Origin of the sequence: Nocardioides sp., assembly GCF_031397825.1 — a bacterium.
Classification (GTDB): Bacteria; Actinomycetota; Actinomycetes; order Propionibacteriales; family Nocardioidaceae; genus Nocardioides.
This window is the reverse complement of record NZ_JANNML010000002.1, coordinates 1-23,302: the sequence shown is the minus strand read 5'-3', so window position 1 is coordinate 23,302 and position 23,302 is coordinate 1. Positions and strand designations below refer to the sequence as shown.

The 23,302-nt window shown below is 70.6% G+C and carries 23 protein-coding genes; 10 read left to right on the top strand and 13 right to left on the bottom strand.

What is annotated here, in order from left to right; all coding sequences use genetic code 11:
- Positions 1–89 precede the first annotated feature (89 nt).
- Positions 90–1,034 carry an alpha/beta hydrolase gene (locus RMN98_RS00130; RefSeq protein ID WP_309646765.1) on the top strand — a complete coding sequence of 315 codons (945 nt, stop codon included), beginning with the start codon at positions 90–92 and terminating at the stop codon, positions 1,032–1,034.
- Between the two features lie 63 nt (positions 1,035–1,097).
- Here the strand turns inward: RMN98_RS00130 and RMN98_RS00125 are convergent, their stop codons facing one another.
- Together RMN98_RS00125 and RMN98_RS00120 are read right to left on the bottom strand one after the other, a co-directional pair.
- Entirely contained in the window at positions 1,098–2,180 is a 1,083-nt protein-coding gene (locus RMN98_RS00125; protein WP_309646764.1) for an ABC transporter ATP-binding protein, read from the bottom strand.
- 108 nt (positions 2,181–2,288) lie between these two features.
- Entirely contained in the window at positions 2,289–2,858 is a 570-nt protein-coding gene (locus RMN98_RS00120; protein WP_309646763.1) for a DUF1707 domain-containing protein, read from the bottom strand.
- Between the two features lie 62 nt (positions 2,859–2,920).
- On the opposite strand from RMN98_RS00120, the gene RMN98_RS00115 reads away from it, so the two are divergent.
- Positions 2,921–4,609 (top strand): fumarate hydratase, encoded by a 1,689-nt coding sequence (locus tag RMN98_RS00115; protein ID WP_309646762.1) that lies wholly within the window; start codon positions 2,921–2,923, stop codon positions 4,607–4,609.
- A gap of 3 nt (positions 4,610–4,612) precedes the next feature.
- On the opposite strand, the gene RMN98_RS00110 is transcribed toward RMN98_RS00115, so the two are convergent.
- Complete coding sequence (locus tag RMN98_RS00110; RefSeq protein ID WP_309646761.1) at positions 4,613–4,831, bottom strand: hypothetical protein; 219 nt, start codon at positions 4,829–4,831, stop codon at positions 4,613–4,615.
- Positions 4,832–4,943: 112 nt separating this feature from the next.
- Between RMN98_RS00110 and RMN98_RS00105 the strand changes: the two genes are divergently transcribed.
- Genes RMN98_RS00105 through RMN98_RS00090 form a run of 4 tightly spaced genes read left to right on the top strand, consistent with a single transcriptional unit; the run spans position 4,944 to position 8,120 of the window.
- Entirely contained in the window at positions 4,944–5,279 is a 336-nt protein-coding gene (locus RMN98_RS00105; RefSeq protein WP_309646760.1) for a zf-TFIIB domain-containing protein, read from the top strand.
- Between the two features lie 47 nt (positions 5,280–5,326).
- Entirely contained in the window at positions 5,327–6,019 is a 693-nt protein-coding gene (locus tag RMN98_RS00100; protein ID WP_309646759.1) for a hypothetical protein, read from the top strand.
- A gap of 38 nt (positions 6,020–6,057) precedes the next feature.
- Positions 6,058–7,410 carry a class II fumarate hydratase gene (locus RMN98_RS00095; protein WP_309646802.1) on the top strand — a complete coding sequence of 451 codons (1,353 nt, stop codon included), beginning with the start codon at positions 6,058–6,060 and terminating at the stop codon, positions 7,408–7,410.
- On the top strand, positions 7,407–8,120 hold the full coding sequence (locus RMN98_RS00090) for a class I SAM-dependent methyltransferase (RefSeq protein ID WP_309646758.1): 714 nt from the start codon (positions 7,407–7,409) through the stop codon (positions 8,118–8,120). Before RMN98_RS00095 ends, RMN98_RS00090 begins: the two co-directional genes overlap by 4 nt.
- An 11-nt stretch (positions 8,121–8,131) precedes the next feature.
- Here RMN98_RS00090 and RMN98_RS00085 read toward each other — a convergent pair whose 3' ends face one another.
- Positions 8,132–8,698: a CGNR zinc finger domain-containing protein gene (locus RMN98_RS00085; RefSeq protein WP_309646757.1), complete on the bottom strand. Its 567-nt coding sequence runs from the start codon at positions 8,696–8,698 to the stop codon at positions 8,132–8,134.
- An 88-nt stretch (positions 8,699–8,786) separates the two neighbouring features.
- Here RMN98_RS00085 and RMN98_RS00080 point away from each other — a divergent pair, with 88 nt between their 5' ends.
- Positions 8,787–9,371 (top strand): class I SAM-dependent methyltransferase, encoded by a 585-nt coding sequence (locus tag RMN98_RS00080; protein WP_309646756.1) that lies wholly within the window; start codon positions 8,787–8,789, stop codon positions 9,369–9,371.
- A gap of 7 nt (positions 9,372–9,378) precedes the next feature.
- Here the strand turns inward: RMN98_RS00080 and RMN98_RS00075 are convergent, their stop codons facing one another.
- The 3 genes from RMN98_RS00075 to RMN98_RS00065 form a co-directional block, all read right to left on the bottom strand.
- Complete coding sequence (locus RMN98_RS00075) at positions 9,379–10,092, bottom strand: lytic transglycosylase domain-containing protein (protein WP_309646755.1); 714 nt, start codon at positions 10,090–10,092, stop codon at positions 9,379–9,381.
- Positions 10,093–10,343: 251 nt separating this feature from the next.
- Positions 10,344–11,699, bottom strand: coding sequence for a PhoH family protein (locus tag RMN98_RS00070; RefSeq protein WP_397208395.1), 1,356 nt, complete (start codon positions 11,697–11,699; stop codon positions 10,344–10,346).
- Positions 11,700–11,983: 284 nt separating this feature from the next.
- Positions 11,984–12,757 (bottom strand): isoprenyl transferase, encoded by a 774-nt coding sequence (locus tag RMN98_RS00065; RefSeq protein WP_309646754.1) that lies wholly within the window; start codon positions 12,755–12,757, stop codon positions 11,984–11,986.
- Positions 12,758–12,850: 93 nt separating this feature from the next.
- Between RMN98_RS00065 and RMN98_RS00060 the strand changes: the two genes are divergently transcribed.
- Together RMN98_RS00060 and RMN98_RS00055 are read left to right on the top strand one after the other, a co-directional pair.
- On the top strand, positions 12,851–13,594 hold the full coding sequence (locus RMN98_RS00060; RefSeq protein WP_309646753.1) for a hemolysin III family protein: 744 nt from the start codon (positions 12,851–12,853) through the stop codon (positions 13,592–13,594).
- Positions 13,595–13,641: 47 nt separating this feature from the next.
- A complete protein-coding gene (locus RMN98_RS00055; RefSeq protein ID WP_309646752.1) occupies positions 13,642–14,016 on the top strand; it encodes a thioredoxin domain-containing protein in 375 nt (124 codons plus the stop codon).
- Positions 14,017–14,025: 9 nt separating this feature from the next.
- Here the strand turns inward: RMN98_RS00055 and RMN98_RS00050 are convergent, their stop codons facing one another.
- From RMN98_RS00050 to RMN98_RS00040, 3 genes are read right to left on the bottom strand one after another with little or no spacing between them, the layout of a single operon-like run.
- Complete coding sequence (locus RMN98_RS00050; protein WP_309646751.1) at positions 14,026–15,546, bottom strand: aldehyde dehydrogenase family protein; 1,521 nt, start codon at positions 15,544–15,546, stop codon at positions 14,026–14,028.
- Positions 15,543–17,123 carry a GMC family oxidoreductase N-terminal domain-containing protein gene (locus RMN98_RS00045; protein WP_309646750.1) on the bottom strand — a complete coding sequence of 527 codons (1,581 nt, stop codon included), beginning with the start codon at positions 17,121–17,123 and terminating at the stop codon, positions 15,543–15,545. Before RMN98_RS00045 ends, RMN98_RS00050 begins: the two co-directional genes overlap by 4 nt.
- Positions 17,124–17,160: 37 nt before the next feature.
- Positions 17,161–18,192: a LacI family DNA-binding transcriptional regulator gene (locus RMN98_RS00040; RefSeq protein ID WP_309646749.1), complete on the bottom strand. Its 1,032-nt coding sequence runs from the start codon at positions 18,190–18,192 to the stop codon at positions 17,161–17,163.
- Between the two features lie 47 nt (positions 18,193–18,239).
- On the opposite strand from RMN98_RS00040, the gene RMN98_RS00035 reads away from it, so the two are divergent.
- The gene (locus RMN98_RS00035) at positions 18,240–19,616 is read left to right on the top strand and encodes a GH1 family beta-glucosidase (protein WP_309646748.1); all 1,377 of its coding nucleotides are present in this window, start codon (positions 18,240–18,242) and stop codon (positions 19,614–19,616) included.
- Between the two features lie 27 nt (positions 19,617–19,643).
- On the opposite strand, the gene RMN98_RS00030 is transcribed toward RMN98_RS00035, so the two are convergent.
- The 3 genes from RMN98_RS00030 to RMN98_RS00020 all read right to left on the bottom strand — a co-directional run bounded on the left by RMN98_RS00030 (position 19,644) and on the right by RMN98_RS00020 (position 23,066).
- The gene (locus RMN98_RS00030) at positions 19,644–20,594 is read right to left on the bottom strand and encodes a carbohydrate ABC transporter permease (protein WP_309646747.1); all 951 of its coding nucleotides are present in this window, start codon (positions 20,592–20,594) and stop codon (positions 19,644–19,646) included.
- Positions 20,591–21,553, bottom strand: a complete 963-nt coding sequence (locus RMN98_RS00025; protein WP_309646746.1) for a sugar ABC transporter permease — start codon at positions 21,551–21,553, stop codon at positions 20,591–20,593. The genes RMN98_RS00030 and RMN98_RS00025 overlap by 4 nt, the downstream gene beginning before the upstream one ends.
- Before the next feature lie 130 nt (positions 21,554–21,683).
- On the bottom strand, positions 21,684–23,066 hold the full coding sequence (locus tag RMN98_RS00020; RefSeq protein WP_309646745.1) for an ABC transporter substrate-binding protein: 1,383 nt from the start codon (positions 23,064–23,066) through the stop codon (positions 21,684–21,686).
- Positions 23,067–23,302: the final 236 nt, after the last annotated feature.

The window sequence follows — 23,302 nt, the reverse complement described above, 5'->3', positions numbered from 1 at the left end:
TGGACGACGTTACGCGGACGTAACACGGGTATGTGGGAAATCCGGACCATTCGAAGACACCTCCTCACCCGTGCGAGAGACTCGGTGACATGTCCCCACGCGCGCGCCGGCAGCCCGACGCCCCATCCGCCGAGGTGCCGGTCGCGGTCTCCGGCGAGCTCTTCGCCCCCGTGTCGCAGGGCGTGGAGCTCTGCTACCAGACGTTCGGGAGCCCCGACGACGAGCCGTTGCTGCTCGTCATGGGGCTCGGTGGACCGATGACCTGGTGGGACCACGAGCTGTGCGCGATGCTGGCGCGCCGCGGGTTCTACGTGGTCCGCTACGACAACCGCGACACCGGCCGCTCGAGCCGCAGCGGCACCCGCGTGCGTCGTACGACGCTCGTGCGGGCGTTCGCCGGCACCCGGGTCAGGCCGCCCTACACCCTGGTCCACATGGCCGAGGACGCCTTCGGGCTGCTGGACCACCTCGGCGTCGAGTCCGCCCACGTGGTGGGGGTCTCCATGGGCGGGATGATCGCGCAGACGATGGCGATCGCCGAGTCGCGTCGCGTGCGGAGCCTGGTCAGCATCATGTCGACCACCGGCAAGCGCACCGTCGGCTGGCAGCACCCGGGCCTGCTGCCGTCGCTCATCGCCAACCGCGGCGCCGGTCGCGACGCCTACATCAGGTCCAGCGCGGCGCTGTGGAAGATGATCGGTTCCCCCGCCTACCCGCAGACCGACGAGCGCATCACGGCTCGCGCGGGCGAGACCTTCGACCGCGGCGTCAGCGCCAGCGGCGTCATGCGCCAGACCCTGGCGATCCTGACCCAGCCCGACCGGGGCGCGCGGCTGCACAGCCTGCCGATGCCGGCCCTCGTCGTGCACGGCCTGGCCGACAAGATGGTCCACGTCTCCGGGGGGCGGGCCACCGCGGCCGCCATCCCCGGCGCCGAGCTGCTGCTGATCGACGGCATGGGCCACGACGTGCCGCCCGCCCTCTTCGAGACCTTCGTCAGCGCCATCCGGCGTACGGCGGACCGCCTCCGCTGACGCACGACGGCCCGCCACCCGCGAGGGGCGACGGGCCGTCGGCTCGAGCCGGACCTCAGGTGCTCACTCGCTGAGGCGGGCCCCCGTGTCGGTGTCGAACACGTGCACGCTGTGCGGGTCGGTCGTGACGTAGATCGTCTCGCCCTTGTGCACGGTGTCGCGGCCGTTGACGCGCACGATGATGTGGTTGGGCGTGCCCTCGACGTCGGAGGTGCCGTAGACGAAGCCGTCGGAGCCGAGCTCCTCGACCACGGTCACCTTGACCGGCAGGCCGCCGTCCTCGGCGCTGACGACGCGCCAGGACTCGGGCCGGACGCCGACGGTGATGTTGCCCTCCATCCGCTTCGCAGCAGTGGGGTCGACCGGCACCTGGTACTGACCGATCTGCGCCTTGCCGTCGTTGGCCGTCGCCTTGATGAGGTTCATCTGCGGGGAGCCGATGAACCCCGCGACGAAGAGGTTGACCGGCTTGTCGTAGAGGTTGAGCGGGGTGTCGACCTGCTGGAGGTCGCCGTCCTTCATCACCGCGACGCGGTCGCCCATGGTCATCGCCTCGACCTGGTCGTGGGTGACGTAGACGGTCGTGACGCCCAGGTCGGCCTGGAGCTTGGCGATGTCGGTGCGGGTCTGCACGCGCATCTTGGCGTCGAGGTTGGACAGCGGCTCGTCCATGCAGAACACCTGAGGGCTCCGGACGATCGCGCGGCCCATGGCCACGCGCTGGCGCTGGCCACCCGACAGCGCCTTGGGCTTGCGGTCGAGGAAGTCGGTCAGGCCGAGGATCTCGGCCGCCTCCGCGACGCGCTTCGTGCGCTCCTCCGGGGACACCTTCGCCATCTTGAGCGCGAAGCCCATGTTGTCGGCGACCGTCATGTGCGGGTAGAGCGCGTAGTTCTGGAACACCATCGCGATGTCGCGGTCCTTGGGGGGCAGGTCGGTGATGTCCTTGTCACCGATGAAGATCCTGCCCTCGTTGACCTCCTCGAGCCCCGCGAGCATCCGCAGCGTCGTGGACTTGCCGCAGCCGGAGGGCCCGACGAGGACCATGAACTCCCCGTCGCGGATCTCCAGGTCGATGCCGGGCACCGTGGGCTTGTCCGCCCCGGGGAACCAGCGTTGCGCCTTCTTGAACGTGACTGTTGCCATTTTCTGCTCCTTCACCGGCAGGTACGTGCCGGACGATCCATCGTGAAGTGACGTGGGTCACCCTAATGGACCTGGCTGCGCGGGGCACTGGTGGTCACGGCTGAGAGGTCAGCCGTGCTTGCGCTCCACGGAGACCCCGCCCCAGATCGCCACTCCCCGCACCCGGACGGTGGGCGAGGTCTCGTCGAGCTCGGCGGCCACGAGCCCGGACGGCCCGGAGTAGCCGCCCATGATGCCGGTGCCCTCGAGGACCACCCGGGTGTGCGGCCCGACCACGATGGATGCGCCGCCCATGATCGCGTTGACGGTGATGACGACCTCGTCGGCGGCGTACGACGCCTGGCGCAGGTCGAGGTTGGCCCCTCCCATCACGCACAGCACCGTCAGGTGCTCGGGGACGGTCCAGGTGCCCGAGCGCTCGAAGCCGCTCATGATCGCGATCCCGCGCTCGGTCGGCCGGACCGGCTGGGTCGACCGGGTGGCCGGTGCCAGGTCGCTCGTGATCGGTGCGAGCTCGGCGTAGGTCCTGGCGGCGAAGGTCGCCTCGAGGCGCTCATCGAGCTCGCCGAGGTCGATCCGTCCGTCCCCTGCGGCCTCCCTCAGGATCTCCGCCACCTCGTGACGTTGAGCGTCGGAGACGCGCATGCGCGCCGGGTCGGGCTCGAGCTCGCCACTCATGTCCGGCAGCCTACGTCGGTCCTCTGCCGGGTCCGCGGGAGCACAGGAATACCCTTGACCGCGTGAGCACTGGCGCTGAGTTCCGTTACTCCGACCTCCTCCCGACCGGCAAGGACGACACCCCTTATCGGCTGATCACGACGGAGGGGGTGTCCACCTTCGAGACGGACGGCCAGACGTTCCTCCGCGTCGCTCCCGAGGCGATCCAGCGCCTCACGGCGGAGGCGATGCACGACATCAGCCACTACCTGCGCCCGGCCCACCTCGCGCAGCTGCGCACGATCATCGACGACCCGGAGGCGTCGGGCAACGACCGCTTCGTCGCGCTCGACCTGCTCAAGAACGTCAACATCTCCGCCGGCGGCGTGCTGCCGATGTGCCAGGACACCGGCACCGCGATCGTCATGGGCAAGAAGTCCGAGGGCGTGCTGACGGGCGTCGACGACGGCGAGGCGATCAGCCGGGGCGTCTACGACGCCTACACGAAGCTGAACTTGCGCTACTCCCAGCTCGCACCGCTGACGACGTGGGAGGAGAAGAACACCGGCACCAACCTGCCGGCACAGATCGAGCTCTACTCCACGCCGAGCAAGGACGGGAAGCCGGAGTACAAGTTCCTCTTCATGGCCAAGGGCGGCGGCTCGGCCAACAAGTCCTTCCTCTTCCAGGAGACCAAGGCCGTCCTGAACCCGAAGCGGATGCTGGAGTTCCTCGACGAGAAGATCCGGTCGCTCGGCACGGCCGCCTGTCCGCCCTACCACCTGGCGATCGTCATCGGCGGCACGTCGGCGGAGTTCGCGCTCAAGACCGCCAAGTACGCCTCGGCGCACTACCTCGACAACCTCCCGACGTCCGGGTCGATGGACGCTCACGGCTTCCGCGACGTGGAGCTCGAGGAGGAGGTCTTCAAGCTGACCCAGTCCTTCGGGATCGGAGCGCAGTTCGGCGGCAAGTACTTCTGCCACGACGTCCGGGTCGTGCGCCTGCCCCGCCACGGCGCTTCGTGCCCCGTGGCGATCGCGGTCTCCTGCTCGGCCGACCGCCAGGCCCTCGGCAAGATCACCGCCGAGGGCGTCTTCCTCGAGCAGCTCGAGACCGATCCGGCCCACTACATGCCCGACGCCGGCGTGGCCGACGACATCGCGGGCGGCGAGGTGGTGCCGATCGACCTCAACCAGCCGATGGCCGACATCCTGGCCACCCTCTCGCAGCACCCGGTCAAGACCCGGCTCTCGCTCACCGGCCCGCTCGTCGTGGCGCGCGACATCGCCCACGCCAAGATCAAGGAGCTCCTCGACGCCGGGGAGGAGATGCCGCAGTACCTCAAGGACCACCCCGTCTACTACGCCGGACCGGCCAAGACCCCCGAGGGCCTGGCCTCCGGGTCGTTCGGCCCCACCACGGCCGGACGGATGGACTCCTACGTCGAGCAGTTCCAGGCCGCCGGCGGCTCGATGGTGATGCTGGCCAAGGGCAACCGCTCCAAGGTCGTCACCGAGGCCTGCGCCACCCACGGCGGCTTCTACCTCGGCTCGATCGGCGGCCCGGCCGCCCGTCTCGCCCAGGACTGCATCCGCTCGGTGTCGGTCCTCGAGTACGAAGAGCTCGGCATGGAGGCGGTCTGGAAGATCGAGGTCGAGGACTTCCCCGCCTTCATCGTCGTCGACGACAAGGGCAACGACTTCTTCACCGACCCCTCCGGGACCGTCACGGTCCCGATCTCCGGCATCCGGGTGCGCTCTGCGGAGTAGGGATCAGCCCTGCGGCTCGTGAGCGTGGTCGGGCTTGGAGTTGGGACCGGTGGGGCCCTCGTCGGGGCGCCCGCTCTCGTCGCTGGGCGATCCCGCGACCGACTGGTCGTCGGAGATCGGGGTGTCGGCGTCGGCCGGGTCCATCGCGCCGACCTCCGACACCTGCCCCTGGGACTGGGCCTGCTCCTCGCTCTGGTCCTGCGGCTGCTCGGTCGGGGTCATGGGCGCTCCTGGGATCGGCGTCGTGTCGTGCGGTCGTCTCGACGATACCCAGCGGGCGGAGGGAACCCCCGTGCCCCGCGACGCGTTCACAGGAGGACGACAGGAGATCCACATGCAGTGCCCCACCGACGCGACCACGCTCGTCATGAGCGAGCGCAGCGGCATCGAGATCGACTACTGCCCCACGTGCCGAGGCGTCTGGCTCGACCGTGGCGAGCTCGACAAGATCATCGACCGCTCCATGAGCCTCCAGCCTCCCGCGGCCGCACCGGCCGCTCCCCCGCAGCAGTCCTACGACCGCGACGACCGGGACCGCAGCCGGGACCAGGACGGCCGCTACGAGACCTACCAGCAGCCCCGCCAGCAGGGCTCTCAGCAGGGCTACCCCCAGCAGGGCCACTACAAGAAGAAGCGCAAGGAGAGCTGGCTCAGCGAGATCTTCGACTGAGGGACCCCTCGCGTCGGCGCCCAGGGCGGGGAGTCGAGACTGCTCCCATGGAGTACGTCGAGATCGCCCGCGCCGAGTCCGAGCGCGGCGAGCTGGTGCTGCGCGAGCGCCGGTCCGTGGACGGCCCGCCCTCCCTGGAGCTGCGGGCCAACGGGGCCTTCGTGATGGACACCGTCGAGGTCAGCACCGAGCGTGCGCTCGCGACCGCCGCGCTGGCCCTGGTCGAGCAGCCCCGCCACGTCGTCGTCGGCGGGCTCGGCCTCGGCTTCACGATGCACGAGGTGCTCGCCGACCACCGCGTGGAGCGGTGCGCCGTGGTCGAGATCGAGGAGGCCCTGGTCGGCTGGATGCGCGACGGCACCATCCACCACGGTCCGGCCCTGCTCGCCGACGAGCGCGTGCACCTGGTGGTGTGCGACGTGGCGGTCGCCCTCGCCGAGGCCCGCCCGGCGTCGTACGACCTGATCCTGCTGGACGTCGACAACGGCCCCGGCTACCTGGTCCACGAGGGCAACGCCGCGCTCTACGAGGAGCCCCTGCTCGCGGCGGCCAAGGCCGTGCTCCGTCCCGGTGGGGCGCTGGCGATCTGGTCGGCCGACGAGGCTCCCGACCTCGGCGAGGCGTTGAGCGGCGTCTTCGGCAACAGCGAGGCCCAGCCGCTCCAGGTGCTGCTCCAGGGACGCGACGAGCGCTACTGGCTCTACGTCGCACGGGTGGTTGTGGGTAGCCTCGCGGAGTGACTGACGCAGGCGATCACTTCCGCACCGAGCACGACTCCATGGGCGAGGTCCGGGTGCCCCGCGACGCCCTCTGGCGGGCCCAGACGCAGCGGGCGGTGGAGAACTTCCCGATCAGCGACACCCGCCTGGAGCGCCGGATGATCGAGGCCCTGGCCCTGGTGAAGGCGGCGGCCGCCACCACCAACGAGCGTCTCGACATCCTCACCGCGGAGCAGGCCGGCGCCATCCGGGAGGCCGCTGCGGAGGTGGCTGAGGGTGAGCACGACGACCACTTCCCGATCGACGTCTTCCAGACCGGGTCGGGCACGAGCTCCAACATGAACGCCAACGAGGTCATCGCCTCGCTGGCGGCCCGCGCCGGCGTCGAGGTGCACCCCAACGACCACGTCAACGCCAGCCAGTCGAGCAACGACACCTTCCCGACCGCCATCCACGTCGCGGTCACCCGCGCCGTCGTGGGCGACCTGCTGCCGGCCCTCGGGGTGCTCGAGGGCAGCCTCGGCGCCAAGGCCGAGGAGTTCGGCGGGTTGGTGAAGTCCGGCCGCACCCATCTGATGGACGCGACGCCGGTGATGCTCGGTCAGGAGCTGGGCGGCTATGCCGCGACGGTGCGCTACGGCGCCGAACGGCTCGAGTCGGTGCTCCCGCGGGTTCGGGAGCTGCCGCTCGGCGGCACCGCCGTCGGCACCGGGATCAACACGCCCGCCGGCTTCGCCGCCGGCGCGATCGGCGAGCTCAACGAGCTGACCGGTGAGACCTTCACCGAGGCACGCAACCACTTCGAGGCGCAGGGCACCCGCGACTCGCTCGTCGAGCTCAGCGGCGTGCTGCGCACCATCGCGGTCGGCCTGACCAAGATCTGCAACGACCTGCGCTGGATGTCCTCGGGACCGACCACCGGCCTCGCGGAGATCCATCTCCCCGACCTCCAGCCGGGCTCCAGCATCATGCCCGGCAAGGTCAACCCGGTGCTGCCCGAGGCCACGCTGATGGTCTGCGCCCAGGTCATCGGCAACGACACGGTCCTCACCGTCGCCGGGGCCAGCGGCAGCTTCGAGCTCAACGTCGCGATGCCCGTGATGGCCCGCAACCTGCTGGAGTCGATCCGCATCCTGTCCACGTCCATGACCCTGCTCGCGCAGCGCTGCGTCGACGGGATCACCGCCGACGCCGAGCGCATGCGCCGCTACGCCGCCTCGTCGCCATCCGTGGTCACCCCCCTCAACACGTACGTCGGCTACGAGGCCGCCGCCGCCATCGCCAAGAGGGCGTTGGCCGAGGGAGCGACGATCCGCGAGACCGTGATCGCCCTGGGACACGTCGAGCGCGGCGACCTCACCGAGGCCCAGCTCGACGCCGCACTCGACCTGGAAGGGATGACCCACCCGTGACCGGCTTCGAGGCGCACGCACCCGACACCGTCCGGCGTCAGTACGCCGACGAGGGCAACCTCCAGACCCGCGAGTCGGTCTGGCAGCCCACCCACGAGGGTCGGGACCCGTCGACGGTCGCCCTCGAGGAGGTCGCCGCCGCCTCGCCGGCCCGGATGCTCGAGGTGGGCTGCGGGACCGGGGTCTTCGCCGAGCGCGTCGCCGCCCGGCTGCCGGGGCTCGACCTGGTCGCCATCGACCAGTCGGAGCGCCTGGTGGAGCTGACCGCCGCCCGGGGCATCACCGCGCACGTGGCCGACACCCAGTCGCTGCCCTTCCCGGACGACTCCTTCGACGTCGTCGCGGCGATGTGGATGCTCTACCACGTCACCGACCTGCACCGCGGCCTCGCCGAGGTGCGCCGCGTCCTGCGCCCCGGCGGCACGTTCGTCGCCGTCACCAACGGCGACGAGCACGTCGGTGAGCTGCGGCAGTCGGCCGGCGGACCGCTCGCGCTCACCCACTTCAGCAGCGAGAACGGCGAGGAGGCCCTGCGACGCCACTTCTCCGACGCGCGGCGCGACGACCTGCGCACGCGGGCGGTCTTCCCCGACCACGCCGCCGCCGTGGCCTACCTGCACTCCTCGCAGGAGCCGGTCGAGTGGGACCTCCCCCACTTCGAGGGCTCCCGCGAGTACGCGGGCCACGTCACGGTCTTCGTCGCCCGATGAGCCGGCGCGGCTCACCGCCGCGCGCGGTGGGCTGCAGCCTTGACACGGCTCTGGCAGGTGGTGGAGCAGAAACGGCGTCGACCGTTCCTGGAGGTGTCGACGTAGACCCGGTCGCAGCGATCGGCGTCGCAGACGCCGAGCCGGCCGGCGAGGTCGCTGCCGAGCGCGAGCGCGAGACCGGTGGCGCACCCGGCCGCCCACCCCGTGGCCAGGGTGTCGTCGGCCCCGTGGAAGTGCACGTGCCACGCGCCCCCGGGCAACGGGTCGAGCTGGGGCCGGGCCCCCGTCGCGCCCAGCAGCGTGTTGACGACGCCGGCCGCTCGTTCCAGGTCGCCGCCGTGCGCGGCCTCGAAGGCGTCACGCAGGTCGACGGCGTGTCCGGCGAGGATCTCGGCCTCGCGGGGAAGCACGTCGGGCGTGCGTCGACCGTCGCCACCCAGCGCCGCAGCCGTGGCTCGGACGCGCGCCTCACCGGTCGGCGCCTCGAGGTCGTGACCGCCCCGGGACCCGGGCGTCAGCTCGTTGACCAACCGGGCGGCCACCTCGACCAACGTGAGCACATGACTGTCGAATGCCACTTGACCAGTCACTCCTTGTCTGGATAGCGTCCCCTCGTGCATCACTGACGAACCGCACTTTACCAGTCACCAGCGAGCCGAGGGACCGATGAGCGAGCGCAACTACTGGGACGGCGAGGCCGCCACCTTCGACCAGGAGCCCGACCACGGGCTGAGCGACCCGGTCACGAGGGAGGCCTGGCGCAGCCTGCTGTGCGAGCACCTGCCCTCCGCACCGTGCGACGTGGTCGACCTCGGCTGCGGGACCGGGACGCTGTCGGCGCTCCTCGCGCGGGACGGTCACCGGGTCCGCGGGCTCGACTTCGCCCCCGCGATGGTCGACGCCGCCCGCGCCAAGCACGTCGCTGCCGGGCTCGACGTGGAGGTCGTCGTCGGGGACGCCGGGGACCCGCCGTACGACGAGGGCTCGGTCGACGTGGTGCTCGTGCGTCACGTCCTGTGGGCGATGCCCGACCCGGCTCAGGCACTGCGCCGCTGGGTCGCGCTGCTCCGGCCCGGCGGGCGGCTGCTGCTCGTCGAGGGGCGCTGGCACACCGGCGGCGGGATCGGCGCCGAGGACTGTGCGGCGCTCGTGGGCGCGCAGCGTGACCACGTGGAGGTGCGGCTGCTGCCCGAGGAGGTCTTCTGGGGTGGGCCGATCACCGACGAGCGCTACCTGCTCGTCAGCCGTTGAGGGCTGGTCAGTACCAGCCGTTGGACTCGCTGTGCGCCCAGGCGCCGCAGGGGCTGCCGTAGCGGTCCTGGATGTAGCCCAGGCCCCAGCGGATCTGCGTCACGGGGTTGGTCGCCCAGTCGGCGCCGGCCGAGGCCATCTTGGAGCCCGGCAGCGACTGCGGGATGCCGTAGGCCGAGGAGCTCGGGTTGTCGGCGTAGACGTTCCAGCCGGACTCGCGGGTCCACAGCGAGTCCAGGCAACCGAACTGGTCGGAGGAGAAGCCGAGCTCCGCGAGGAGAGCCCGACCGATGTCGCGCGGGTCGTTGTCGGAGAGATCCTCGGTGCGAGTGAGCGTGGTGCCCTCGGACTGGAGCAGCTCGGCCTCCTTGCCAGCGGCCGGCGCGAGCTCCTGTCGGCGAGAGGAGCGGGAGACCTCGGCACTGCGCCGCGCGAGGCCCGCCTCGCTCAGCGAGCTCTGCGGCGCGTCGTCGACCTCGGCCACGTCGTCGGTGGTCGACGAGAGGACGTTGGGGTCGACGGCCAGGTCGTCGGCGCTGGCCGAGACGGCCGGCGACTGGGTCAGCAGGCCCGCCGAGACGGTCGCGCCGGTCGCGGCGACGGCCACCGAGGAGAGGATCAGCGTGGTGCGCAGCGCCTTGCGAGGAGCCTCGACGAGGGCCGCGCCGGGTCGCTGGACAGGGGCGCGGTGCTGGGGGACGTGCTTGGCGTGCTTCGACACAGAGGATGAGTCCAGAGGTAGACGACACGGGCAGGTCATGCGGAGGTGCTTCGGTGACACGGGCGATCGACGCAGCCCAGAAGGTCACGGAAAGATCTCGACCCACCTTGCATGAACACTCGGGGGCGCGCAAACCGAACCACGGCATTGGTGGAAAACTTCACGAGACCTGGAGCACACCGTGCCCCACGCGTCACAAAGGACTCGCGGGGCACAGCGGCCCCAGCTGTCGGGGGTGGGGTCGCTCGGCGTCAGACCGTGACGTTCTCCAGCATCTCCGTCACGAGCGCGGCGATGGGCGAGCGCTCCGAGCGGGTCAGGGTCACGTGGGCGAAGAGCGGGTGGCCCTTGAGCTTCTCGATGACCGCTACCACGCCGTCGTGGCGCCCGACGCGCAGGTTGTCGCGCTGGGCGACGTCGTGGGTCAGGACGACCTTGGAGTTGGCCCCGATGCGCGAGAGCACGGTGAGCAGCACGTTGCGCTCCAGCGACTGGGCCTCGTCGACGATCACGAACGCGTCGTGCAGCGATCGACCGCGGATGTGCGTCAGCGGGAGCACCTCGAGCATGCCCCGGTCGAGGATCTCGTCGATGACGTCCTTGGAGGTCATCGCGCCGAGGGTGTCGAAGACCGCCTGGCCCCAGGGCGACATCTTCTCCGACTCCGAGCCGGGCAGGTAGCCGAGCTCCTGGCCGCCGACGGCGAAGAGCGGCCGGAAGACCACGACCTTCTTGTGGTGGCCACGCTCGAGCACCGCCTCGAGCCCCGCGCACAGCGCCATGGCCGACTTGCCGGTGCCGGCGCGCCCACCGAGGGACACGATGCCGACCTCGGGGTCGAGCAGCATCTCCAGCGCGATGCGCTGCTCGGCGCTGCGGCCGTGGATGCCGAAGGCCTCCCGGTCGCCACGCACGAGGTGCACCTGCTTGTCGGGTCCGACCCGACCGAGCGCGGTGCCGCGGTCGGAGAGCAGAACCAGCCCCTGGTGGCAGGGCAGGCTCCGGGCGGCCTCGATGTCGAGGACCCCGTCGTCGTAGAGCTCGTCGAGCTCGGCGGCCTCGACCTCGAGCTCGGCCATCCCGGAGTAGCCGGTGTCGGAGTCGTTGATCGCCTCCCCGCGGTACTCCTGGGCGTCGAGGCCCACCGCGGAGGCCTTGATGCGCATCGGCAGGTCCTTGGAGACCAGCGTGACGTCGTGGCCCTCGTCGGCGAGGTTGCGGGCCACGGCCAGGATGCGGGTGTCGTTGTCGCCGAGCCGGAAGCCCGAGGGGAGGGCGTTGGGGTCGGTGTGGTTGAGCTCGACGCGCAGCGTCCCGCCGAGCTCGCCGACGGGGACCGGCTCGTCGAGGCGACCGTGCACGACGCGCATCTCGTCGAGCGCACGCAGGGCCGCTCGTGCGAAGTAGCCGAGCTCGGGGTGGTGCCGCTTGGCCTCCAGCTCGGTGATCACGACAACGGGCAGCACGACCTCGTGCTCCTCGAAACGTCGCAGCGCCGCGGGGTCGGCCAGCAGGACGCTGGTGTCCAGGACGTAGGTGCGGTTGAGCGGAGCAGCCACCTTGGCCCTGCGGGCCTTCTGCTCGGACTTCTTGGGCGTTGATGCCACGGGACACCCCTCAGGAGACCGCGCGCGCACTCGACGCCCGGCCCTAGTCGACGCAGATGGACCGGAACGTCACCCGAACGCCGGAGTGCCGGCATCCGTCCAGCCAGGACGACGTGCAGGTCTGCGCCTGCAGTCTGGTCCCAGCGAGCTGGTCGTGAGCGATCACGAACGGGCCTCCGATGTGGCGAGCTTCCCCACTCGCCATTGAGCCGAAAGTACGCCTGGGACCAAGCCGTCCAGCAGCGACACGCCCGAACACGGGGTGAAGGCTGGGTTACGTCGTGTCACGTGCCGTGGCGCCGCTCGCGGAGGGCGTAGGCCCGGATCGCGCGCAGGAAGTCGACGCGGCGGAAGTCGGGCCAGTAGGCCTCGCAGAAGTAGAACTCCGACTTGGCGCTCTGCCACAGCAGGAACCCGCCGAGCCGCTGCTCGCCCGACGTGCGGATCACGAGGTCGGGGTCCGGCTGACCCTTGGTGTAGAGGTGGTCGGAGATGTGCTCGACGTCCAGCACGGCGGCCAGCTCCTCCAGGGACGTGCCCTTGGCGGCGTGCTCGTGGAGCAGGGAGCGTACGGCGTCGGCGATCTCGCGCCGCCCGCCGTAGCCGACCGCGATGTTGACGAGCATCCCGTCGACGTCGCGCGTCGCCTCGGCGGCCGCCTTCAGCCGTGCGGAGGTCGCCGCGGGAAGCAGGTCGAGCGCCCCCACGGGGTGCAGCCGCCACTTGCGCTGGTCGGCGAGGGAGTCGACGGCCTCCTCGATGATCTGCAGCAGCGGGATGAGCTCGGCCTCGGGACGGTTGAGGTTGTCGGTCGAGAGCAGCCACAGCGTGACGACCTCGATGCCGACCTCGTCGCACCAGCCGAGGAGCGGCTCGATGTTGGCGGCCCCGGCCCGGTGCCCGTGGGCGGTGTCGCGCCCCACCTCCTTGGCCCAGCGACGGTTGCCGTCGAGCATGACCCCCACGTGCTGGGGCAGGTTGGCCGGCATCCGGCGCAGCAGCCGCGACTCGTAGGCGGGGTAGAGCACCCGCCGCAGTCCTCGCTTCCAGTCGGCCACCGGCCCAGCGTAAGGGGTGAGACGCCCCACGGTGGCGCGTGACGATCATCCCGGAAGTGTCACTCGCAGCCGGACCCCCGCTATCGTCGATCCATGAGCCGACCGCTGAACCACGCCAACGAAGCCGTGCGTGCCGGACTCGACCATCTCGGCGAGGTCGTCAGTGAGACCATCGCCGAGGTCAAGCCCAAGCTGCGCGGGTGGCTGCACCTGGTGCTGACGCCCCTGGCCCTCGCCGGCGGCATCGTGCTGGTCGTGCTCTCCCCCGACTCCACCACCCGCTGGGGCTCAGCGGTCTTCGCCGCCAGCGCGCTGCTGCTCTTCGGCGTGTCGGCGATCTACCACACCGGGTCCTGGTCGCCTCGGACCTGGCAGACGCTCCGACGCTTCGACCACGCCAACATCTTCGTGCTCATCGCCGGCTCCTACACGCCGCTGACGCTGATGCTGCTCGAGGGCACCCAGCGGGCCGTGCTGCTCACCACCGTGTGGGCCTGCGCGATCCTCGGCGTGCTCTTCCGGGTCTTCTGGACCGACGCCCCCCGCTGGCTCTACACCCCGATCTACATCGGCATGGGCTGGGCCGCGGTCTTCTTCATCCCCGGGTTCATCGACGGTGCCACCGAGCGTCTCGGGAGCGGACCCGCCACGGCCGTCCTGGTCCTCATCGCGGTCGGTGGGATCTTCTACACCGCCGGCGGCATCGTCTACGGCTTCAAGAAGCCCAACCCGTGGCCGACCTGGTTCGGCTTCCACGAGGTCTTCCACACCTTCACGATCCTGGCGTTCGTCAGCCACTACGTCGGTGTGTCCCTGGCGACCTACCAGCTTCGCTGAGCGGTCGCCGACGTGACGGTTCTCCGGGCCCGTCGTACGGTGGAGACATGGCCACCATCGAGCTGACCAACGACAACTTCGCGACCCACGTCGAGAGCGACGACATCCTGCTCGTCGACTTCTGGGCGAGCTGGTGCGGTCCGTGCCAGCAGTTCGCCCCCACCTACGAGGCTGCCTCCGAGGTGCACACCGACGTGACGTTCGGGTCGATCAACACCGAGGAGCAGCAGGAGCTGTCGGCAGCCGCCGGGATCCAGTCGATCCCCACGCTGATGGCCTTTCGCGAGGGGATCCTGGTCTTCGCCCAGCCCGGTGCGCTCCCCGCCGCCGGCCTGGAGCAGGTCATCGCCGGCGTCAAGGGCCTCGACATGACCGACGTACGCCGCCAGATCGCCGAGGCCGAGGACGGCGCCACGGGCTGAGCCCGCTGGTCAGTCCTTCGGGATCGTCGTGCCCCGACCGTGCAGCATCGTCATGATCGTGGCGAGCTGCTGGTCGGCCTTCTCCGTGCGGCCGAACGACGTGAGCGCCATGGCCGGCTTGAAGCGCTGGCGCGCGATCGCCTTGGCGTAGGTGAACTCCCGCAGTCCGTCGGCGCCGTGGATGCGCCCGAAGCCGGAGTCGCCGATGCCGCCGAAGGGCAGCGAGGGGATCGCGGCGAAGCTGATGATGCCGTTGATCGCGGTCATGCCCGACCGGATCCGCTCGGCGATCTCCATGCCGCGCGCCTGGGAGAACACCGTCGAGCCGAGGCCGAACCTGGTCGCGTTGGTGAGGGCGATCGCCTCCTCCATGTCTCGCACCCGGGCCACGGTGACGGTGGGTCCGAACGTCTCCTCCTGCACCGCGCGCGAGTCCTCCGGCACGTCGACCAGGATCGTCGGCTGCACGAATCGCTCCCCCACGGCGTCGATGCCGCCGACGACCGCGCGACCACCCCGGTCGAGCGCGTCCTGGATGTGGCCGCGGATCACGTCCATCTGCTTCGGCATCGTGATCGGGCCCATCGGGGAGCTGGGGCTCGCGTCGGCGTAGAGGTCACGGGCCTTCTCGGTGAGCACGGCCATGAACTGGTCGTAGACCTTGTCGTGGACGTAGACCCGCTCGACCCCGGTGCAGGTCTGGCCGGCGTTGGAGCACGCACCCCAGAGCGTCGCGTCCGCCGCGGCGTCGATGTCGGCGTCGGCGTCGATGATGACCGCGTCCTTGCCACCGGCCTCGATGATCACGGGCACGAGGTTCTCCGCGCAGGCCGCCATGACCCGCTTGCCGGTCGCGGTGGAGCCGGTGAAGGCGACCTTGTCGACCCCGGCGCGGCACAGCGCGGCGCCGGTGTCGCCGAAGCCGGTCACGACCTGGAGGACCGGCCGGCCGACCGTCTCCTGGAACGTGCGGGCCAGCCACTCACCGACCCCGGGGGTGAACTCGCTGGGCTTGAAGACGACCGCGTTGCCGGCGGCCAGCGCGTAGCCGATCGAGCCCATCGGCGTGAAGACCGGGTAGTTCCACGGGCCGATGACCCCGATGACGCCGAGTGGGCGGTACTCCAGGGACGCGGCCTGGTTGGCCATCAGGAGCCCGGACGGCACCCGCCGCCGCTTGAGCACCTTCTCGGCGTGCCCACCGGCCCAGGCCAGGTGGTCGATCGCCAGCGCGGCCTCGAGCATCGCGTCGCCGTGGGGCTTGCCGGTCTCCTGGTGCATCAGGTCGGCCAGCTGCGCGAGGCGTCGTGTGATGACCCCCTTCCAGGTGCTCAGGTGCGTCGCCCGGGCGTCGTACGACAGACCTGCCCACCAGGCGGCGGCATCGCGGGCACGGACGACGGCGGCCTCGACCTCCTCCGCGGTGTGGATCGGGTGGGTGCCGACGACGTCGCCGGTGATCGGGCTGAGCGACTCGAACGTCGCCGTGGCGACGGGGGCAGCGGCGGGACGGTCCTGGATCTCGGTCATCGGCTCTTCCTGATCTCGTCGGCGGCCTTCTCGGCCACCATCACGGTGGGGGCGTTGGTGTTGCCGCGCGGCACGGCCGGCATGACGGAGGCATCGACCACGCGCAGGCCCTCGATGCCGCGGACCTTGAGCTGCGCGTCGACGACGGCGTCCTCGCCGGTGCCCATCGCACAGGTCGCGACCGGGTGGTAGAGCGTCTGCGTCCAGGTGCGGATGTGCTCGAGCAGGTCCTCGTCGGTGGGGTGGTGGGGCAGGTTCCACGGGCGGTCGATGTAGTTGCTCAGGGCGCCCTGCGTCACGATCTCGAAGGTACGACGCGCTCCCGCGAGGAGGGCGTCGAGGTCGGTCTGGTCCTCGAGGTAGGCCGCGTCGATGGCCGGGTGCCACGACGGGTCGGCCGACCGCAGCCGGATCGAGCCGCGGCTCTGCACCGAGACCAGGGTCGGGGCGGCGGTGAACATGCGGCTCGTGGGCTCGTGCAGCCCGTTGTCGTAGAAGCCGGCCGGTGCGGCGTGGATCTGGATGTCCGGGGCGGCCAGGCCGTCGCGGCTGGCGAAGAACGCGCCCGCCTCCCCCACGTTGGAGGACAGCGGGCCGGTGCCGCGTGCCTTCCAGCGGATGAAGTTGGTGAGGTTGTTGAGCTGGCCCAGGTCGGTGGTGCCGCGGGTGTACCAGAGCAGCGGGGTCACCGGGTGGTCCTGCAGGTTGGCGCCCACACCGCTCAGCTCGACCACGGTGTCGATGCCGACCTCGGCCAGGTGGGCCTTCGGGCCGATGCCCGAGAGCATCAGGAGCTGCGGGCTGTTGATCGCCCCGCCGCAGAGCAGCACCTCGCGGGCGGCGAGCACGGTGTGCTCGGAGCCGCCCTGGCGGAAGGTCACGCCCGTGACCCGCTCCCCGGAGATCTCCAGGCGGGACGCGAGGGCCCCCGTCGTGACGGTCAGGTTGGGCCGGGTGCGGGCGGGGCGCAGGTAGCCCTCGTTGGTCGACCAGCGCCGACCCTTCTTGCAGGTGACCTGGTAGAGACCGGCGCCCTCCTGCTCGGCCCCGTTGAAGTCGTCGGTGGGCTTGTGGCCGGCGCTGACGGCGCTCTGCACGAAGAGGTGGCTGAGCTCGTGGTCGTAGGCGCGGTCCTCGACGTGCAGCGGGCCGTCCTGCCCGTGCAGCGGGCCCCCGAGGCGGGTGTTGCCCTCGCTCTTCACGAAGTAGGGCAGCACGTCGTCGAAGCCCCAGCCCTCGGCGCCGTACTGGTCGCGCCAGGAGTCGTAGTCGGCGCGGTTGCCGCGGATGTAGATCATCGCGTTCATCGAGGAGCAGCCGCCGAGGGCCTTCATCCGCGGCCAGTAGGCCCGGCGGCCGTGGAGCTGCTTCTGCTCGGTGGTGGAGTAGTTCCAGTCCCACTTGGTCTTGAACATCGTGGGGAAGGCGGCCGGGATCATCACCTCGTCGGCGTCGGCCTCGCCCCCCGCCTCGAGCAGGAGCACCGTGGTGCCCGGGTCCTCCGTCAGGCGGGCGGCGAGCACGGCGCCCGCGCTCCCTGCTCCGACGATGACGTAGTCGTACGTGTCCTGCGGCATGTGTGACGCCCTTCACCTCGAGGTCCTGGGGCAGAACCTACCCGCGCGTAGGTTGCACCGACAGACCGATCTCAGCGGTCGTCCCGCGCACCACCAGCTCGGTGGGGAGCACGACGTGCTCGGGCTCCTCGACCGTCGCCACGCCCAGGCAGCGCAGGATGTGGCGCCCGGCCACCGCGCCCTGCTCGCTGACCGGCTGCCGGACCGTCGTGAGGTCGAAGTACGGCGCCATCTCGTGGTCGTCGATCCCGATGACCGACCAGTCCTCGGGCACCCGCACCCCTCGCTCGCGGCTGGCGCGCAGCACCCCGATCGCCATCTCGTCGGAGGCGCAGAAGACCGCCGTCGGACGCTCCGGGAGGTCCAGCAGCGCGTTGCCGGCCTCGCGCCCGCCGACCAGGGTGAAGTGCCCCTCGGTCTCCAGCGCCGGGTCGTGCTCGATGCCGTGCTCGGCGAGCATCTCCCGGTAGGCGCGTCGCCGGGCCCTCGGCGTCGCGAAGTCGAGGCCCTCGTCGACCAGGCTGCCGACGTAGGCGATCCGGCGGTGCCCCAGCTCGACGAGGTGGCGCACGGCGGTGCGCGACACCTCCGTGTCGTCGATGCGCACGCTGGGCCACTTCGGCACCTCGGCACCCAGGATCACGACCGGGCAGGCCTGCTGCGTGAGCCAGTCCACCTCCTCGGCGGTGGGGCTCAGTCCGAGGACGAGGATCGCGTCCACCCGCTTGGTCAGGACGTGGGTCTGGAGCACCCGGTGGCGGGTGCCGGCGTCACCGGCGAGGTTGTAGAGCAGCACGTCGAAGCCCTGGGCGCGCAGCACCTGCTCGGCCCCGTCGACCACCATCGCGAAGAACCACCGGGTCACGAAGGGGACCACGATCGCGATCGAGCCGGTGCGCCCGCTGGCCAGGCTGGCCGCATGCGGGGACGGGACGTAGCCCAACCGGCGAGCGGTCTCGATCACCCGGTCTCGGGTCTCCTGCGAGACCCGGGGAAGGCCGCGCAGCGCCCGGGAGACCGTGGCCGTGCTCATGCCGACCTCGCGAGCGACGTCATCGATGCTGGTCATCGCCGCGGTGTTCCTTTCCCCCCGGCGCAGGAGATTACGGTGGCTCCATGAGCCACGCCGCGCCCTCGCGCCTCCCGGACGGTTCCACCCTCGAGCTCGGGACCGCCACGGCGTCGTACCAGATCGAGGGCGCGACGACGGAGGACGGCCGCGGACCCTCGATCTGGGACACCTTCACCCAGCGGCCGGGCGCGGTGCGCGACGGCAGCGACGGTGCCGTGGCCTGCGACTCCTACCACCGCTCCGAGGAGGACGCCGACCTGGTGGCCGGCCTCGGCGTCGACTGGTACCGCTTCTCGGTCGCCTGGCCGCGCGTCGTGCCGGGCGGGACCGGACGCGTGGAGCCCCGCGGGCTGGACTACTACGACCGCCTGGTCGACGACCTGCTCGCGCGCGGCGTGAAGCCCACCGCGACGCTCTACCACTGGGACCTCCCCCAGACGCTGGAGGACGCCGGCGGCTGGCTCGTGCGCGAGACGTCGGAGGCCTTCGCCGACTACGCGATGGTCGTGCACGAGCGGCTGTCCGACCGGGTCGGGCTGTGGGCGACGCACAACGAGCCGTGGTGCGCGGCCTACCTCGGCTACGCCGCCGGCGTGCACGCACCCGGCCGGCGTGAGGGCGGCGACGCGCACCGGGCCGCCCACCACCTGATGCTGGGACACGCGATGGCGGCCGAGCGGATGCGGGCCGCGAGCCCGTGCGACGTCGGCATCGTGCTCAACCTGGCCCCCATCTGGCCCGAGCGGCCCGAGGCGGCAGGGGTCGCCGACGGGGTCGACGCCCTCCGCAACCGGGTGTGGCTGGACCCGCTGGTCGACGGCGCCTACGACGCGGGGTTGCTGAGCGTGGCGCCCGTGCTGGCCGATCCCGCACTGGTGCGCGAGGACGACCTCGCCCTCATCCAGGGGTCGGCCGACTGGGTCGGCATCAACTACTACACCCCCGTGCGTCCCGACCTGGCCGGAGCCGACGCGGCGGCCCACGACCACCCGGAGGGGCAGGCCTACCCCGGCGTGCCGTCGTTCGACCTGGTGGTGCGCGAGCCCGTGACCGACATCGGCTGGGAGGTCGAGGCCGCCGGCCTCGAGGAGCTGCTGGTCGAGACCGCACGGCGCACGGCGCTGCCCGTGCTGGTCATGGAGAACGGCGCTGCCTACGCCGACACGGCTGTCGTCGACGGCCGGGTCCAGGACGACGACCGCGTGGCCTACCTGCGCGACCACCTCGCCGCCACCGACCGCGCCCGTGCCGCCGGGGCGGACGTGCGCGCCTACGTCGTGTGGACGCTGCTCGACAACTTCGAGTGGGCGGAGGGCTACACGAAGACCTTCGGCCTCGTGCACATCGACCCGGACGACCAGGCACGCACCCCCAAGGCGTCCTACGCATGGCTCGCCTCGGAGGCCCGCGCCCGAGCGTGACGCTCCGGCGGGGGTCATCTCGCGGACCTAGCCCTTGACGCTGCCGGCGAGGAGCCCGCGCACGAAGTAGCGCTGGAGCGACAGGAAGACGATCAACGGGACCGCCAGCGACACGAACGCACCGGCCGAGAGCAGGTGCCAGTCCTGGCCGCGCTGTCCGGAGAGCTCGGCCAGCCGCACCGTGAGCGGTGAGATGTCGAGGCTGCCGCCGCCGAAGACGAGGGCGACGAGCAGGTCGTTCCACACCCAGAGGAACTGGAAGATCCCGAAGGCCGCGATCGCCGGCATCATCAGCGGCAGCATGATCCGGCGGAAGAACTGCACGTGCCCGGCGCCGTCGACGCGCGCCGACTCGATCAGCTCGGCGGGGATCTCGCGCATGAAGTTGTGCAGCAGGAAGATCGCCAGCGGCAGCGCGAAGATCGAGTGCGAGAGCCAGATCGTGTAGAGACCGCCACCGGGGGCGTCCGAGCCGGCGAGCGGCATCAGGTTGAACGGCGGCTGCACGTAGGCCGACAGCAGCGGGATCATGGTGACCTGGATCGGGACGATCTGGAGCGCGAAGACGGCCACGAACAGGAAGTTGCGGCCCGGGAAGCGCATCCATGCGAACGCGTAGGCGGCCAGCGTCGCCAGGCTGATCGGGATCAGCACCGACGGGATCGTGATGACGATCGAGTTGATCAGGTAGGTCGCGAGGTCGGTGTCGGAGCCGGAGATCACCGCGCGGTAGTTGTCGAGGGTGACGTCGGGGCTGGCGAAGAACTCCCACCACCCTGACGTCTTGACGTCGCCCTCGGGACGGAACGAGGAGACGAACAGGCCGAAGGTCGGCACGGTCCACAGCAGCGCGATGGCGATCGCGGCGACCGAGGCCCATCGGCTCGTGAGGCCGGTGTGCGCCGCCTCCGACGCCGTACGACGGGGGGCGTCGGGCGTGGGCTCGACCTCGGGCGTGATCGGAGCGATGGCGGTCATCGGGCCTCAATCCTTCGCATCTGACGGATGTTGTAGATGACGATCGGGGTCACCAGGACGAAGATCAGCACCGCGAGCGCGGCACCGAGGCCCTGGTTGAACGAGCGGAAGCTCTGCACGTAGAACTCGTAGGCGAGCACGCTGGTCCCGAAGTTGCCGCCGGTGCTGGTGCGGACGATGTCGAAGACCTTGAGCGTGGAGATGCTGATCGTGGTGAGCACGACGATGAGCGACGGCCGGATGCTCGGCACGGTGATGTAGCGGAACATCTTCATCGCCGACGCGCCGTCGAGGCGCGCCGCCTCCATGACGTCCTCGGGGATCGCCTTGATCGAGGCCGACAGGATCGTCATCGCGAAGCCGGCCTGGACCCAGATCATGATGACGATCAGGAAGAGGGTGTTCCACGGCTCGGTGAGCAGGAAGCGGTAGGTGTCGAAGCCCAGGCTCTTGAGGATCTGGTTGACGACGCCGATCTGGTTCTCGTCGGTGCCGCGGTAGTCGTAGACGAACTTCCAGATGATCGAGGCCCCGACCAGGGAGATCGCCATCGGCAGGAAGATCAGGGCCTTGGCGAACTTCTCGAACTTGGCGCGGTCGATGAGGACGGCGTAGACGAGCCCCACCGCCGTCGCGGCCAGCGGGGTGAGGACCACCCAGATCGCGGTGTTGCGCAGGACCTGGAGCTGGTCGCCGTCGGTGACGATCGTCTGGTAGTTGTCCAGGCCGACGAAGGTCGTGCCGGCCGCGTCGTAGAACGACTGGTAGATCGTCTTGATCGCGGGGTAGAGCAACCCGGCCGCGATCAGCAGCAGGGACGGAGCGAGGAACGCCGCGGTCTGGACCCGCTCCCCGGCGCGGGAGCGCAGCCGGGAGGTCAGCACGAGGATCACGCCCATGACGCCGAAGAACAGCGCCACCGCGATGCCCATCTGCAGGAGCTTGTCGGTGGTGGTCACGCCTCACCCGTCCTTGTCGTCTTCACAGGGTCGTCTTCACAGGATCTGGACTTGTCGATCGGTGCTGCGTCGTGGGCCGGACCGGGCCGCGGTGATGACACCGCGGCCCGGCCCGGTCAGGGCCCGACCGCTAGGAGGTGGGCCAGGACGACTCGACGTTGGCCAGGGCGTCAGCAGTGCTGGCACCTGTGATCCAGGACGTCATCTCGCTCCAGAAGGAGCCGGCGCCGACGGCACCGGGCATCTGGTCGGAACCGTCGAAGCGGAAGACCGCGTCGGGGTCCTGCAGGGTCGAGGCCGACAGCTGGTCGATGGGGCTGACCAGGTTGTTGATGTCGAGACCCGTGTTGGAGCTGACCCAGCCACCGGCGGTGGTGGCGATGGCCTTCTCGTTGGCCCACACGTCGCTGGAGAGGTAGGTCTGGAAGGCCTGGACCTCGGGAGCGTCGGAGAACGCGGCGACGAACTCGCCACCGCCGAGGACGGGCTTGCCGAAGTCCTCGTTGGTCGTGGGCAGGTAGAAGGCGAAGACGTCGCCGTCCTCGGCCACGGTGGTCCCCTCGGGCCAGTTGGCGGCGTAGAAGCTCGCCTGGCGGTGCATGGCGCAGTCACCGTCGAGGATGGGCAGGCCACCCTCCTGGAAGGGCGTGGTGGCGATCGACTTCACGTCGCCGATGCCGCCGTTGACCATGTTCTCGTCCTTGAGGACCGAGCCCACGCGGTCGAGCGCCTCGGCGATGGCCGGGTCGTCGAAGGGGATCTCGTGGTTGACCCACTGGTCGTAGACGTCGGGGCCGGCGTCTCGCAGGACGGCGTCCTCGAGCCAGTCGGTGGTGACCCAGCCGGTCGCCTCGCCCGACTCGATGCCGGCGCACCAGGGCTTGATGCCCTTGCCCGCAGCGTCCTCGGACAGCGCCATCATGTCGTCCCAGGTCTCGGGGACGGTCCAGCCGTTCTCCTCGAACATGGCTGGGGAGTACCACACGAACGACTTCACGTTGGCGCCCAGCGGGGCGGCGTAGAAGGTGTCGGCGACGGTGCCGTAGGACTTCCAGTCCTCACCGAAGAACTCGTCGACGTTGGCCGACACGGTCTCGGGCGCGGGGACGACCTTGTCGGTCTGCTCGACCAGGGTCTTGAGCAGGCCGGGCTGCGGGATGTAGGCGATGTCGGGGGCGTTGCCGCTGCGCACGCGCACGACGAGCTGCGCCTCGAACTCCTTGGAGCCCTCGTAGTTGACCGTCGCCCCGGTGCACTCCTCGAAGAGCTTGTAGGAGTCCTTGTGGGCCTGGTCCTCGGGGGCGATGATCGAGGTGTAGACGTTGACCTCGCGACCGCTGAGGTCGCCGAACTCGGTCAGCTGCTCGCAGCCGGCCTTGCCCTCGCCGGGCGACGTGCCCCCGGCGGTCTGGGTCTCTCCGTCGGTGCTGTCGTCGGCACAGCCAGCCAGCGCGAAGCCGGCCACGAGCAGTGCGGACACTGCCGCGGTGCGGCGCTTGTTGCGTGATGCCATCAGTGTTCCCTCTCTGGGTCTTCGTCGACGACCGTCGGACACCTCTGAGGTCGATCGTTGCGACGCTGTGTATGCAAGCGCTTACACACAGCCTCGGTCAAGAGTTAAGAGTCACGATTCTGTAACGCAGGTCACATCGCGGTCAGCCAGCCCGAAATCGCCGAGGAGGGGGGGGGGGGGGGGGGGGGGGGAGAGGAGCGGAGCGACGCCGCCCCACGGGGCGCGGGGGGGGGGGG